Here is a 14,561-nt window from a genome sequence, read left to right on the forward strand (position 1 = left end):
CGTCCTCAGGTTAAATTTGCTTCATTTTAAGCAGCCCTCTTGCGGCAACGATTGCGAGTCGCTATTTTCCGCGCACCTCATCTACGTGGCATGTGTGTAGAGTTCAGTCGTCTGCGAGCCCTTTCGCGGTACCGAATACGACCCAACATCGCCTTTCCCCTTTGAAATTGAAAAGAGTATTGGTCACTTCATGGCTGAAATGAAGCTTCAGGAACTTAAGAGTAAATCCCCGACGGATCTGCTGGCATTTGCCGAATCGCTCGAGGTCGAGAATGCAAGCACGATGCGCAAGCAGGAGCTGATGTTTGCGATCCTCAAGATGCTTGCCAGCCAGGATGTCGAAATCATCGGCGAAGGCGTCGTCGAAGTGCTGCAGGACGGTTTCGGCTTCCTGCGGTCGCCCAATGCGAACTACCTGCCGGGCCCGGACGATATTTATATCTCCCCGTCGCAGATCCGCCGTTTCTCGCTGAAAACCGGCGATACCGTCGAAGGCCCGATCCGTGGACCGAAGGAAGGCGAGCGCTATTTCGCGCTGCTCAAGGTCAACACCATCAATTTCGACGATCCGGAAAAGATTCGTCACAAGGTTCATTTCGACAATCTGACACCGCTCTATCCGAACGAACGCTTCAAGATGGAACTGGATATTCCCACCACCAAGGATCTGTCGCCACGTGTGATCGACCTGGTGGCGCCGCTCGGCAAGGGCCAGCGTGGATTGATCGTCGCGCCGCCGCGTACCGGTAAAACCGTGTTGTTGCAGAACATCGCGCATTCGATCACCGCCAACCATCCGGAGTGCTATCTGATCGTCCTGCTGATCGATGAACGCCCCGAAGAAGTGACCGACATGCAGCGTTCGGTTCGCGGCGAGGTCATCTCCTCGACCTTCGACGAACCGGCCGTGCGTCACGTGCAGGTGGCCGAAATGGTCATCGAGAAGGCCAAGCGCCTAGTCGAACACGGCCGCGACGTTGTCATCCTGCTCGATTCGATCACGCGCTTGGGCCGTGCCTATAACACGGTTGTTCCCTCGTCAGGCAAGGTTCTGACCGGCGGTGTGGACGCCAACGCTCTGCAGCGGCCGAAGCGCTTCTTCGGCGCGGCGCGTAACATCGAAGAAGGCGGCTCTTTGACGATCATCGCGACGGCGCTGATCGATACCGGCAGCCGCATGGACGAAGTCATCTTCGAAGAATTCAAGGGTACCGGCAACTCGGAAATCGTCCTCGATCGCAAGGTCGCCGATAAGCGTATCTTCCCGGCAATGGACATCCTGAAGTCCGGTACGCGCAAGGAAGACCTTCTGGTACCGCGCCAGGATCTGCAGAAGATCTTCGTGCTCCGCCGTATCCTGGCTCCGATGGGCACGACCGATGCGGTCGAATTCCTGATCGACAAGCTCAAGCAGACGAAGAACAATTCCGACTTCTTCGAATCGATGAACACATAATCCTTAGCCGGAGTCATTTTAGGGGAGCTGGCGGCATCGTCGTGATGCCGCCAGCTTTTCTATTTAAGAGAGACCGATTCGGAACCGATGGACAGCAGACGGCATGGCCACGTTGAACGACACCATATATGCCCTTTCGAGCGGGGCACCGCCTTCGGGTGTGTCGGTTGTTCGCATCAGCGGAACGCTGACCCGAGATCTATTGCTCAACCTCATTGGTGCCGTTCCGGCCGATCGAACAGCCGCATACCGAACGATTCGAAACCGAAACAACCAGCCGATCGACAGAGGTCTGGTTTTGTTTTTTCCCGCGCCAAATTCGTTTACCGGCGAAGATGTTGCCGAGCTGCAGCTCCATGGCAGTAAAGCGGTTCTGGCGGCGCTGTTTCACGCGCTTGGCGACATTCCAGGTGTTCGGATGGCGGTCGAAGGTGAGTTCTCCCGACGGGCTTTTGAGAATGGCAAACTAGATCTCGTCGAGGTGGAAGGACTGGCCGACCTTATCGGCGCCGAGACTGAAATGCAGCGCCGCCTCGCGGTCGAACATAGCGCCGGCGGGCTTTCCGCAATTTACGATTCGTGGGCGGAACGATTGACGCGCGCCCGCGCGCTGATCGAGGCGGAACTTGATTTCCCCGACGAGGATGACGTTCCAGGGTCGGTATCGGATGCAGTCTGGGCCGATATGGCGAAGCTTCGCAGCGATATCGAGGATCACCTGGCGGCGGCTTCGGCCGGCGAGATTATCCGAGACGGCTTCAAGGTGGTCATCGCCGGTGCTCCGAATGCTGGAAAATCGAGCCTGTTGAACGCTTTGGCGCGTCGAGACGTCGCAATTGTCACGGAGATCGCTGGAACCACCCGCGATGTCCTGCAGGTTGATCTCGACATTGATGGTTACCTGATCAAGCTCTATGACACTGCGGGTCTTCGCGAGGCGGACGACAGAGTCGAAATGGAAGGTGTGCGGCGCGCGCGGATAGCACTGCGTGATGCCGATCTTGTCCTGCTGCTGGTCGACATGACGAAACCTCTGATTCCCGACGACTTGGAGCAGTCCTCTGCGCATGTTACTGTCGGGACAAAGAAGGATCTGACCGAAATCGCTTCGGGTCGGTATGATTTGCAGATTTCGACGGCGACGGGTGACGGGCTGCCGGAACTACGGCGGTTGATCGGCGACATCGTTGAGAGACGTTTTGCCGGCCTGTCTATGGCAATTCCCAGCCGGCAAAGGCATAAGGATTCGCTCGCGAAATGTTTAGCGGCGCTTGATGCGGCCATATCGCAGGCGGATGTGAATCTTGAACTGCGAACCGAGCAGCTGCGAATAGCCGCTGAGTATTTGGGCAGAATTACCGGTCGAGTGGATGTCGAACAATTGCTCGGGGTAATCTTCTCCGAATTTTGTATTGGCAAATGATTCACGTGAAACCTTTAGGGCTAAAGGCCTGCACGGTTTCACGTGAAACGTCTAGCGGATATGGAGCCTTGAATGACGGATAATGTCTTCGACGTGATTGTGATCGGTGGCGGCCATGCGGGGTCAGAGGCTGCCAGCGCAGCTGCGCGCCTCGGGGCAAAAACCGCTCTGATTACGCATAGACGGGACACGATCGGGGTCATGTCTTGTAATCCGGCGATTGGCGGGCTGGGCAAGGGCCACCTTGTTCGGGAGATCGATGCGATGGATGGCCTGATGGGTCGCGTCGCCGATGTTGCAGGCATTCAATTCAGGATGCTCAACAAGAAGAAAGGTGCTGCCGTCCGAGGGCCGCGGACGCAGGCCGATCGAAAGCTTTATCGCCAGGCGATGCTGGCGGCGATCGAAGCGACGCCGGACCTGGATATCATCGAAGGCGATGCGTTTGATCTGGACGTTGTCGATGGTTGCGTCGCTGGCGTGATCATGAAGGATGGTCGGACCCTGAAAGCGCCGGCGGTGGTTTTGACCACTGGAACCTTTCTGCGCGGTCTTATTCATATCGGGTCGGAAAAGACACCGGCCGGGCGTGTCGGTGAAGCGCCGTCGATCGGATTGTCTGCGACCCTCGCCCGCCTTGGGCTGCGGCTGGGACGTCTGAAGACCGGCACACCCGCCCGGCTGGACGGAAAGACGATCGACTGGCAATCCATCGGTCGACAGGGGGCTGACGAGGAGCTTGTCCCCTTCTCCTTTATGACAGACACGATTACCACGCCACAAATCGAATGCGGGGTCACCAGGACGACCGAAGCGACCCACCGCATCATTGTCGACAACATCATGCGCTCGGCAATGTATTCCGGGCAGATCGAAGGCGTCGGGCCTCGTTATTGCCCGTCAATCGAAGACAAGCTGGTGAAATTCGGAGAGCGGGATGGACATCAGGTCTTTCTCGAACCCGAGGGACTGGACGATGACACGGTCTATCCGAACGGGATTTCTACCTCCTTGCCGGCGGAGGTGCAGGCCGACTTCATCAAAACAATTCCCGGCCTCGAAGCGGCAAGAATACTGCAACCGGGCTATGCGATCGAATATGATCATGTCGATCCGAGGGAGCTTACTCCATCGCTGGAGGTCAAACGGCTGAGAGGCTTGTTTCTGGCAGGCCAGATCAATGGCACCACCGGATATGAAGAGGCAGCCGCGCAGGGGCTGGCAGCCGGGCTGAATGCCGCATTGCGAAGCAGCGATTCGGATCCGTTCCATTTTAGCCGGACGAGTTCTTACATTGGCGTCATGATCGACGATCTCACGTCGCGAGGCGTTACGGAGCCGTATCGAATGTTTACATCGCGTGCGGAGTATCGTCTCAGTTTGCGGGCTGACAATGCCGATATGCGCTTGACGCCGCTGGCCATGCGGGTCGGGTGCGTCAGTGACGCGCGAATGCAGCGATTCACATCCTATCAGGCGGAGATCGAAGCCGGTCGGGTGCTGCTGCAGTCGCTGGCGGTGACACCGAATGAGGCGCGTCGCGCGGGCTTGAATATCAATCTCGATGGGCAGCGCCGAACCGCGTATGATTTATTGTCCTATCCGAATTATGATTTCGCCGCGCTTCGGCATGTGTGGCCGGAGAAGCTCGGCATGATTGGATGGAAAGTTGCGGAAGCGTTGGAAATCGAGGCAGGCTATTCGGTTTATCTCGATCGACAAGCCTCGGCGATTGCCGGTCAGCAACGCGACGAGGAGCGGCAGATACCGCTAGATTTCAACTATGACGCACTGTCCGGTCTCTCGAACGAGTTGAAGGTCAAGCTCAGCGCTGCTCGCCCTTTCAGTATTGCCCAGGCTGCAATCGTTGAAGGGATGACGCCTGCGGCAATCGCGTTGCTGCTCGTGCACTTGCGTCGACTAGCCTCTGCCGAGCGCCGTAGCGCCTGATACAAGATTTGAGAGTCTTTCAGAATGGAATTAAACGGTTTGCGTGTTTCACGTGAAACACAGGAACGGTTGCAGCACTTTGCAGCGCTGTTTCAGAAGTGGGCAAAAGCGATCAATCTGGTGGCGCCGTCGACACTGGATGATCTGTGGCACCGGCACATCGCTGATAGCAGCCAGGTCTTTCAGATTCATCCTCAACCGATTACCTGGGTTGATCTCGGCAGCGGAGGCGGCTTTCCCGGCATTATTACGGCGATTTTTCTGGCCGAGCTGCAAGGTGGATGGGTCCATCTGGTCGAAAGCAACCATAAAAAGGCAGCGTTTCTGCGGACAGCGCTGCGGGAGACAAATGCGCGCGGCAGCATCCATAGCATTCGAATCGAAGATGCTTATACGGAGGTTGGCGAATGTGGTGCGATTTCAGCACGTGCCCTTGCGGATCTTGATGGGCTCATCGGTTATTCATCCCCCTGGATGCTTGGCAAGGAAAATTGTCGTGGCTTCTTTCACAAAGGCCGGGATTACCTCAGGGAAATTGACAAAGCACGTGGTCGGTGGGAATTCGATCTGTTAGAACATAAGAGCGTCGTCGAGCAGGAATCCGTTATTTTAGAAGTATCAAATCTCCGGCGCTTGGTTTAACAGATCGGATATTGCGGCAATGGCTGGCGAACGACATCGGATTATCACCATCGCAAATCAGAAAGGTGGCGTTGGCAAGACGACCACAGCAATCAATCTGGCAACGGCGCTTGCTGCTATCGGCGAGCGCGTCCTGATCGTCGATCTCGACCCGCAGGGCAATGCCAGCACCGGCCTCGGTATCGATCGTCGTGATCGCAAGCTGTCCTCCTACGATCTGATGGTCGGTGATCGTGGGATCCCCGAAGTGACTCTTGAGACGGCGGTTCCTAACCTCTTTATCGTCCCGTCGACGATGGATCTTCTCGGCATCGAGATGGAAATCTCGCAGCAGAGCGATCGGGTGTTCAAATTGCGGAAAGCGCTGTCGTCGCCCGAGGCCATGGCGTTTTCTTATATTCTTCTGGATTGCCCGCCGTCGTTCAATCTGCTGACGATGAATGCCATGGCGGCGGCACATTCGGTCTTGGTGCCGCTGCAATGTGAATTTTTTGCGCTGGAGGGGTTGAGCCAGCTCCTCGAGACCGTCAGTCAGGTTCGGCGGACAGTGAACCCGCGGCTGGATATTCAAGGTATCGTCTTGACGATGTTCGATGCGCGCAACAATCTTGCCCAGCAGGTCGTCAATGACGTGCGTACGCATCTTGGGGACAAGGTTTACCACACGTTAATTCCGCGCAACGTCCGGGTTTCCGAGGCTCCGTCCTACGGTAAGCCGGCTATTCTCTATGACTTGAAGTGCGCGGGCAGCCAGGCCTATCTGCAGCTCGCCTCCGAGGTCATTCAGCGAGAGCGCCAAAGGCTGGCCGCATAATATCATTTCAGGGGTGTAGGTGAGTGTAGATCATGAATGACGATGTATCGAAGAGGCGATTGGGCCGCGGCCTTGCGGCGCTGATTGGTGAAATGGATCAGCCTGTCCCGGTGGAAGCCGAGCGGACTATCAGCGCCGACAGAATGATCCCGATTGAGTTCGTCAGCCGCAACCCCCGCAATCCCCGTCGGTTCTTCGATGATTCGGAGCTGCACGATCTCGCAAGCTCCATTCGTCAACACGGTATCGTTCAGCCGATTGTTGTGCGGACGATGTCGCGGGATCGATATGAGATCATCGCCGGCGAACGACGCTGGCGCGCAGCTCAACTTGCCGGGCTGATCGAGATTCCTGTCATTATCCGTGATGTGGATGATAAGACGGCGCTGGAAATCGCCATTGTCGAAAACGTGCAGCGCGCGGATCTCAATGCCCTCGAAGAGGCCTTGGGCTATGAGCAGCTGATCGCGGAATACGGCTACACCCAGAACGACCTCGGCGAAATCATCGGCAAAAGCCGCAGCCATGTAGCCAACTCGTTGCGCCTGTTGAAATTGCCTGATCCGGTTCGCGATCTGCTTGCTGCCGGCAGCCTATCGGCTGGCCACGCGCGCGCACTGGTTTCGACATCCGACCCGGCAAGTCTCGCCCGTACGATCGTTGCCAAGGGCATGTCGGTGCGTGATGCGGAGAAGCTGGCGCAAAATAATATCAAGGCCCAATCGGAGCCGCAGCAGGCGGCCTTGCGGCGAGATCAGAAAGATTCCGACACGCTGGCGCTGGAACGGACACTTTCCGATGCGCTCGGCCTTGATGTTGCGATCAATCACAAGGCAAGCGGCGGCCAGATCAAAATTTCCTATAAGTCGCTAGAGCAGCTCGAGGAAATCTGCCGCTTGCTCGAGAGGCGCTAGACCAGGATGATTTTAGGCCGGGTCGGCCTAAAATCTGTTCTACATTATATAGTTAGTTTAGAGCATGATGTCGTCCGAAAACCGCTCACACTTTTCGGCATCATGCTCTAGAGCAACGACGCTTTAACTCCTTGAAACAACGCATCGTGCTTTCCGAAAAGCGGTTATGATTTTTGGGCCGACGCGCTCTGGTCAGGCGGATTTCCGGCCGGATTGAAGGGTGGTGGACAGAAGCGTTTGCATCGCAACGCTGTCTTCCAGCACCTGCCGCCGTCTGGTTTGCAGAATAGCGGCCTGTAGTCGATTGGATTCACGGGCGATGCTTTCCGCGGTCCACTGGCGCAGCGCCTGTTCGATGATCGGCTTGCGGCGGAAATGCAGATGCCGCCCCATTGTCTGCATGACTTGAGGCGGCTGCAGCCGTTTTTCATCCATTTCGGCGCGCATCGAATCCAGAAGCTGGAATTGCTTCAGGCATGCCTGCAGCACGAGAAAGATCGCGGTTTTCGAGCTGCTGATTTTTTGCATGGCGTGCAGAAAGGCGTTGAGATCACCGCCGAGGATGGCATCGACGGCGTCGTCAACCGAGATGGCGCTGGCGTCGCCGATTATTTCGGTAACGTGATGTTCTTCGACCGTATCGAAGCCCCGGCAGTAAAGAGCAAGCTTGCGCACCTCGTTTCGGGAAGCGATCCTGTCGCCGCCGATCAACGCGATCAGCGCTTGTCGCGCGGCCGGCGTAATGCCGAGCTTCTCTGCACCGAGTTCCGTATCGATCAATGCATTCAGGGCGCGGCTGTCATCGGCGTAAGACGGGATCGTCATGATGGATCGAGCGGTTTCCGCGGTCTTGCGCAGCAGGGAACCCTTCTTGAGGTCACCGGCCTCGATGATCAGATAGGCGGCCTCGAGTGGTTTTTTGGCCAGCAGCGCCAAGGAATCGACGAGGTATTTCTCGTTGGCGGCACCGCGGATCCAGATCAGTTTTTCGCCGCCGAACAGACCGATCGACTGGACCTCGTCGACCAACCGACCGGGATCTTTCTGCAGATCACCGATATCGAGCTTGGTCAGCGAGAAGGGATCATCGAGAGCAACACCGCTCTTGCCGGCGAGCAGGCTTGCCCGTTCGGAAACAAGACCGCGATCCGGCCCGTAGATGACGTAAATCCGATAGTTCCGCGCCGATTTCTGCAGGAATGTCTCGAATTCGTGGGATTTTATCTCTGCCACATCTCCGCCCTCAGCGGCTGAGGGCAGCGGCGATATCGGCTCCCACGAATTCCGCCACCTGATCCGCCGCGCGGTTCTGGGCATCACGGATCGCACGCTGCTTGGCGAATTCCTGTTCGGAAAAATCCACCAGCGCCGTGGTAGCTCGGCTGCCGGCCTTAATCACGTGATTGTCGGTCGCCGAACGCAGCGTGTAGGTGACGCTGACGGTCACACGGCCGGCGCGCGACGTGTCCGAGGAATCCGTCAGGAGCGTATCGGCAACAGACGAGGTAGCGTGAATCTCAACCTGATATTGCGGGTTTACCGCTTCACCGGCACCGCGCGACGCCAGGAAGATCAGGCGATTGCGCACCTGCTGCTCGACGCGGCTGCTTGCCGGGGAAAAGCCGACCGAGGAAAGCTTTTCGACGACACCGGAACTCTCGGAATAAAGCGGTCGGACCTGGCAGGCGGAGAGAAAAGCCGCCGAGGCAAAGATCACGGCGATGCCGGCATTGCGGGCCAGCTTGCAAGCGATATCAAACGACAATGTTTACAATCCTTCGGGGAACCACGATGATCTTCTTCGGTGCCTGTCCGTTCAGCGCGTTCTTCACTGCATCCAGATCCAGCACGGCGTTGGTGACGGCATTCTGATCTGCATCGCGAGAAATTGTCAATTCAGCGCGTTTCTTGCCGTTGATCTGTACCGGCAAGACGAGATCGTTTTCGATGACGAGGGTTTCGTCGTATCGCGGCCAGCTTGTCCGGGCAAGCAAACCTTCATTGCCGAGCGCGGCCCAGCATTCCTCAGCCAGATGCGGCGTCATCGGGGAGACGAGCTGAATCAGAATCTCGGCGGCATCGCGCACCGCCGCGCGATAGGTGGCATCTCCCTCACCTGCCGCAACCCTCATCATCGGGGCGGCCAGCGCGTTGACGAGTTCATAAATTCGGGCAACGGCCTTGTTGAACCAGAGCTTGTCATAGTCGTTCCCGACAGCCTTCAGCGTCTTGTGGGCGGCCTGCGAGATCGACAACGCCTCCCCATCGGTTGCCGGCGCAGGTACCACGGCGGAGAGCGCGTCGGCTGCTTCGGAAATCAAGCGCCACAGACGCTGAGTGAAACGATGAGCGCCTTCGACGCCCGCTTCGGACCAGATGACGTCACGCTCGGGCGGGGAGTCGGACAGAACGAAGAAACGGGCGGTATCGGCGCCGTAGGAGGCGATGATATCGTCGGGATCGACAACGTTCTTTTTCGATTTCGACATCTTCTCGATCGAGCCGATCGCAACTTCTTCGCCTGACGCCAGCAAGAAGGCGCGGCGTTTGCCGTCGAGTTCGTCGATGCGGATATCGGCGGGTGCCACCCATTCGCGGCCGGCGCCTGCGCCGCGACTATAGGTTTCGTGGACCACCATGCCCTGGGTGAAGAGACCCTTGAAGGGTTCGGTGGCGGCGACGTGACCGGTCTCGCGCATGGCGCGGGTGAAGAAGCGGGAATAGAGCAGGTGCAGGATCGCGTGCTCGATGCCGCCAATATACTGGTCGACCGGAAGCCAGCGGTTCGCCGCCTCCGGATCGGTCGGCTTTCCTTCCGAGGGTGCGGTGAAGCGGGTGAAATACCAGCTCGAATCGACGAAGGTGTCCATCGTATCCGTCTCACGGCGAGCATCCTTGCCGCAGTTCGGGCAGGAGACATGGCGCCAGGTCAGATGACGATCGAGCGGATTGCCGGGCTGGTCGAAGGTGACGTCGTCGGGCAGTTTGACCGGCAGATCTCTTTTCGGCACGGGCACGACGCCGCAATCATCGCAATGGATGACCGGAATCGGGCAGCCCCAATAACGCTGGCGGGAAATGCCCCAGTCGCGCAGACGGAAATTGACCTTACGTTCACCCTGCGGCGCATTGCTGAGCGACGCGGCCGACAGCCGGTCGGCGACGATATTGAAGGCTTCCTCGGTCGTCTTGCCGTCGAGGAAGCGTGAATTGATCATCACGCCATCACCGTCATAGGCGGTGTCGCCGACGGAGAAGCTTGCCGCATCGCCATCCCGGGGCATGACGACGGGTACGACCGGCAGACCATATTTGCGGGCAAAATCAAGGTCGCGCTGGTCGCCCGAGGGGCAGCCGAAGATCGCGCCCGTGCCGTAATCCATCAGGACGAAATTGGCGACATAAACAGGCAGTTCCCAAGAGGGGTCGAGCGGATGCCTGACGCGGATGCCGGTGTCCATGCCCTTCTTTTCAGCGGTTTCGAGTGCTGCGAGCGACGTACCGGCCCGGCGGCACTCCTCGCAGAAGGCTTCGACCTCAGGGTTCTTCGCCGCGGCATCCCTTGCCAGCGGATGATCGGCGGCAATCGCCAGGAAGGAGGCACCGAAAAGCGTGTCCGGCCGGGTCGTATAGACCGTGACTTCGCTTTCGCCCGCAGGTGCCGTTTCCGGCACGATCTCCCAGCGGATCGCCAGGCCCTCCGAGCGGCCGATCCAGTTCTTCTGCATCAGGCGCACTTTTTCCGGCCATTGGTCGAGCGTATCCAGCGCGTCCAGCAGGTCCTGACTGAAATCGGTGATCTTGAAGAACCATTGTGTCAGCTCGCGCTGTTCGACCAGGGCGCCGGAACGCCAGCCGCGGCCGTCGATCACCTGTTCGTTGGCGAGCACGGTGTTGTCGACGGGATCCCAGTTCACCTTCGACTGCTTGCGATAGACAAGGCCCTTCTCCAGGAAATCCAGGAAGAGATGCTGCTGGTGCTGGTAATATTCGACGTCACAGGTGGCGAATTCGCGGCTCCAGTCCAGCGAAAGTCCCATGGCCTTCAGCTGCGCCTTCATCGAACCGATGTTCTGATACGTCCAGGAGGCGGGATGCACGCCGCGCTCCATGGCGGCGTTCTCCGCCGGCATGCCGAAAGCGTCCCAGCCCATCGGGTGCAGTACGTTGTAGCCGCGGGCGCGCTTGTAACGGGCGACGACGTCGCCCATGGCGTAATTGCGGACATGGCCCATATGGATGCGCCCCGACGGATAGGGGAACATTTCGAGGACGTAATATTTTTCGCGCGGATCGGCGTTGTCGGTCTCGAAGACCTTGTCTTCATTCCATTTCTGCTGCCAGCGGGGCTCGGCATCGCGCGGATTATAACGTTCGGTGGCCATGGTATTCGTATTTCCGGAACATCAGGGGAGATTGGTCGAGACCTTCACCATGAAACCACCACAGCGTCAAGTTTTGCAGCCGCTGCAAGCGTCCGATCTTGATCATGCGCAAGCGATTTCGCGAAAGCGGGTCTTGGCAAGCACAGGTTGGCTGGTTAGTTCATTGCCAATCCTTTCATGCTGGTATGTCGAGGCAGAACGATGGAACTTCAAGAGCGCTTGAACGACGTGCGGTCGCGGATCGCCGCCGCGGAACGCGAAGCAGGCCGATCGGCGGGTTCCGTTCAGCTCGTCGCGGTGTCGAAGACCTTCGAGGCGGACGCGATCCGCCCGGCCATCGACGCCGGGCAGCGTGTGTTCGGGGAAAACCGGGTTCAGGAAAGCCAGGGCAAGTGGCCGGCGCTGAAGGCCGAGCATCAGGATATCGAGCTGCATCTGATCGGACCGCTGCAATCGAACAAGGCGGCGGATGCCGTCGCACTTTTCGACGTCATCGAGACGGTGGACCGGGAAAAGATCGCCCGCGCACTTGCCGAGGAGATGAGGCGGCAAGGCAAGGCGCTGCGGCTCTATGTCCAGGTCAATACCGGGCTCGAACCGCAGAAGGCCGGCATCGCTCCTGACGACACGCCGGCCTTCGTCGCTCTCTGCCGCGACGAACTCGGCCTTTCGATCGAAGGTTTGATGTGCATTCCGCCGGCCGAGGAAAATCCCGGACCGCATTTCGCCCTGCTGGCAAAGCTCGCGCTCAAATGCGGCGTCGAAAAGCTTTCCATGGGCATGTCGGGCGACTACGGGACGGCTATCGCCTTTGGCGCCACCAGCGTGCGTGTGGGATCAGCGATTTTCGGCACGCGCTGAAACGCTGCTTTGGTCGGGCTTCCTGTTCCCCTCAATGCCGCCTAGATTAGGTTTGCATGTCCTGGGGAGGAGCAGATGCGGAACGGCTATCATCAGGCCTATGCGGCCTGGAAACACGATCCCGAAGCCTTCTGGCGCGAAGCGGCCGCCGATATCGATTGGTTCAAGCCAGCGGAGCGGGTGTTTTCGCCGGATGCCGGCGTCTACGGCCGGTGGTTCTCGGGCGCTGAAACCAATACCTGCCACAATTGCCTGGACCGGCATGTGAGCGCCGGACGCGGGAGCGTGACGGCAGTCATCTTCGACAGCGCGATGAGCGGCGAGAAGCGTCGTTTCACCTATGATGAGGTGCTTGGCGAGGTGATGGCCATCGCTGCAGCGTTGGTCGAGCGCGGCATCGGCAAGGGTGATCGCGTCATCCTTTATATGCCGATGGTGCCGCAGGCGGTCTTTTCGATGCTCGCCTGCGCCCGCATCGGTGCGGTTCACTCCGTCGTTTTCGGCGGGTTTGCCGCCAGCGAACTTGCGGCGCGCATCGACGATTGCGGTGCGAAGCTGGTGATCACCGCGAGCTGCGGCCTCGAACCTGGTCGCATCGTCGCCTATAAGCCACTGGTCGATCAGGCGATTGCGATCGCGCGTTCGAAGCCGGAACGCTGTCTGGTGCTGCAGCGGCCGGAGCTTCGGGCAGATCTCGTCAGCGGTCGAGATCAGGATTTCGAGGTGGCGGTGGCGCAGCATCGTGGCGACGAGATCGCCTGTGTTTCCGTCAAGGCGACCGATCCGCTCTACATCCTCTATACCTCGGGCACGACCGGCCAACCGAAGGGTGTCGTGCGCGACAATGGCGGCCATATGGTCGCGCTCAACTGGTCGATGCGGAATATCTACGGCTTGAAGCCGGGCGAAGTGTTCTGGACGGCTTCGGATATCGGCTGGGTCGTCGGACATTCCTATATCGTCTATGCGCCGCTGCTATCAGGCGTCACCACGCTGATCTTCGAGGGAAAACCGGTCGGCACTCCGGATGCCGGTGCAGTCTGGCGCGTCGTTTCGGAGCATAAGGTGCGGGTGCTGTTCACGGCGCCGACGGCCTTCCGCGCCATCCGGCGGGAGGACGGTGAGGGTGAACTGATGCGCCAATATCCGATGCCGGATTTGCGCGCACTGTTTCTGGCCGGCGAGAGGGCGGATCCGGAAACGCTGAAATGGGCGGAGCGTATGCTCGGTATACCTGTCATCGATCATTGGTGGCAGACGGAGACCGGCTGGCCGATCGCTGCAAATCCGCTCGGTCTCGGCGCCCTTCCCATCAAGCACGGGTCACCGGCGCTGCCGATGCCCGGCTACGATATCGCGGTGCTCGACGATGCCGGTCATCCGATCGAGACGGGAACGCTCGGCAATATCGTCGTGAAGCTGCCCCTGCCGCCCGGCTGCCTGCCGACCCTCTGGAACGCCGACGAGCGTTTTCGCTCGGCCTATCTCGATGAGTTTCCCGGCTATTACAAGACGGCCGATGCCGGCTATGTCGATGAGGACGGCTATCTCTTCATCATGTCGCGCACCGACGACATCATCAATTGCGCCGGGCATCGGCTCTCGACAGGGGCGATGGAGGAGGTCTGCGCTCGTCATCCAGATGTCGCCGAATGCGCGGTCATCGGCGTGATCGATGCGCTGAAGGGTCAGGCACCCTGTGGTTTCCTGGTGCTGAAGCGAAATATTTCCCGTGACGCGACGGCGATCGAATCAGAGGTTGTGGCGATGATTCGTGATTCGATCGGGCCTGTCGCCGCCTTCAAGACGGCCATCACCGTTAACCGGTTGCCGAAGACACGCTCCGGCAAAATCCTGCGCGGCACGATGCAGAAGATCGCCGACGGCATGCCCTGGAAAATGCCTGCAACCATCGATGATCCAACGATTTTGGAGGAAATTGCCGAGGCGCTGCGCGGCCGCGGTTTAGGCTCCTTGCCGATGTGAATTAAACTTTCGGTAAACCTAATTGAGGAAATGTTAACCATATCGATGCAAGCATTTGTTAACGGCAATGGCTTGCATAGCAGGCTTTGCATGACGCAGTCGCCGTTACCGGCCTACTGCATAATTCCTT

The 14,561-nt window shown here is 58.7% G+C and carries 11 protein-coding genes; 8 read left to right on the forward strand and 3 right to left on the reverse strand.

Annotated features, from left to right (window positions below; genetic code table 11):
- The first annotated feature begins 190 nt into the window (after positions 1 to 190).
- The 6 genes from rho (at position 191) to V8P77_RS27505 (ending at position 7,199) form a co-directional block, all read left to right on the forward strand.
- On the forward strand, positions 191 to 1,456 hold the full coding sequence (gene rho / locus V8P77_RS27480) for a transcription termination factor Rho (RefSeq protein ID WP_020052216.1): 1,266 nt from the start codon (positions 191 to 193) through the stop codon (positions 1,454 to 1,456).
- Positions 1,457 to 1,559: 103 nt separating this feature from the next.
- Positions 1,560 to 2,879: a tRNA uridine-5-carboxymethylaminomethyl(34) synthesis GTPase MnmE gene (gene mnmE / locus V8P77_RS27485; protein WP_335915214.1), complete on the forward strand. Its 1,320-nt coding sequence runs from the start codon at positions 1,560 to 1,562 to the stop codon at positions 2,877 to 2,879.
- A 72-nt stretch (positions 2,880 to 2,951) separates the two neighbouring features.
- Positions 2,952 to 4,829 (forward strand): tRNA uridine-5-carboxymethylaminomethyl(34) synthesis enzyme MnmG, encoded by a 1,878-nt coding sequence (gene mnmG, locus V8P77_RS27490; RefSeq protein WP_335915215.1) that lies wholly within the window; start codon positions 2,952 to 2,954, stop codon positions 4,827 to 4,829.
- Positions 4,830 to 4,853: 24 nt separating this feature from the next.
- Positions 4,854 to 5,471, forward strand: a complete 618-nt coding sequence (rsmG, locus tag V8P77_RS27495; RefSeq protein WP_025396495.1) for a 16S rRNA (guanine(527)-N(7))-methyltransferase RsmG — start codon at positions 4,854 to 4,856, stop codon at positions 5,469 to 5,471.
- A gap of 19 nt (positions 5,472 to 5,490) precedes the next feature.
- Positions 5,491 to 6,285: a ParA family protein gene (locus V8P77_RS27500; RefSeq protein WP_011654065.1), complete on the forward strand. Its 795-nt coding sequence runs from the start codon at positions 5,491 to 5,493 to the stop codon at positions 6,283 to 6,285.
- A gap of 32 nt (positions 6,286 to 6,317) precedes the next feature.
- Positions 6,318 to 7,199 (forward strand): ParB/RepB/Spo0J family partition protein, encoded by an 882-nt coding sequence (locus V8P77_RS27505; protein WP_017962618.1) that lies wholly within the window; start codon positions 6,318 to 6,320, stop codon positions 7,197 to 7,199.
- Positions 7,200 to 7,391: 192 nt separating this feature from the next.
- On the opposite strand, the gene holA is transcribed toward V8P77_RS27505, so the two are convergent.
- From holA to leuS, 3 genes are read right to left on the reverse strand one after another with little or no spacing between them, the layout of a single operon-like run.
- A complete protein-coding gene (holA, locus tag V8P77_RS27510) occupies positions 7,392 to 8,432 on the reverse strand; it encodes a DNA polymerase III subunit delta (RefSeq protein WP_335915216.1) in 1,041 nt (346 codons plus the stop codon).
- A gap of 10 nt (positions 8,433 to 8,442) precedes the next feature.
- Positions 8,443 to 8,964: an LPS assembly lipoprotein LptE gene (lptE, locus tag V8P77_RS27515; RefSeq protein WP_335915217.1), complete on the reverse strand. Its 522-nt coding sequence runs from the start codon at positions 8,962 to 8,964 to the stop codon at positions 8,443 to 8,445.
- Positions 8,954 to 11,584: a leucine--tRNA ligase gene (gene leuS, locus V8P77_RS27520; protein ID WP_335915218.1), complete on the reverse strand. Its 2,631-nt coding sequence runs from the start codon at positions 11,582 to 11,584 to the stop codon at positions 8,954 to 8,956. The genes lptE and leuS overlap by 11 nt, the downstream gene beginning before the upstream one ends.
- 201 nt (positions 11,585 to 11,785) lie before the next feature.
- On the opposite strand from leuS, the gene V8P77_RS27525 reads away from it, so the two are divergent.
- Both V8P77_RS27525 and V8P77_RS27530 read left to right on the forward strand, forming a co-directional pair.
- Positions 11,786 to 12,445 (forward strand): YggS family pyridoxal phosphate-dependent enzyme, encoded by a 660-nt coding sequence (locus V8P77_RS27525; protein ID WP_335915219.1) that lies wholly within the window; start codon positions 11,786 to 11,788, stop codon positions 12,443 to 12,445.
- A 75-nt stretch (positions 12,446 to 12,520) separates the two neighbouring features.
- Positions 12,521 to 14,431, forward strand: coding sequence for a propionyl-CoA synthetase (locus V8P77_RS27530; RefSeq protein ID WP_335915220.1), 1,911 nt, complete (start codon positions 12,521 to 12,523; stop codon positions 14,429 to 14,431).
- Positions 14,432 to 14,561 lie beyond the last annotated feature (130 nt).

Source organism: Rhizobium aouanii, assembly GCF_037002925.1.
In the GTDB taxonomy this organism is placed as follows: domain Bacteria; phylum Pseudomonadota; class Alphaproteobacteria; order Rhizobiales; family Rhizobiaceae; genus Rhizobium; species Rhizobium aouanii.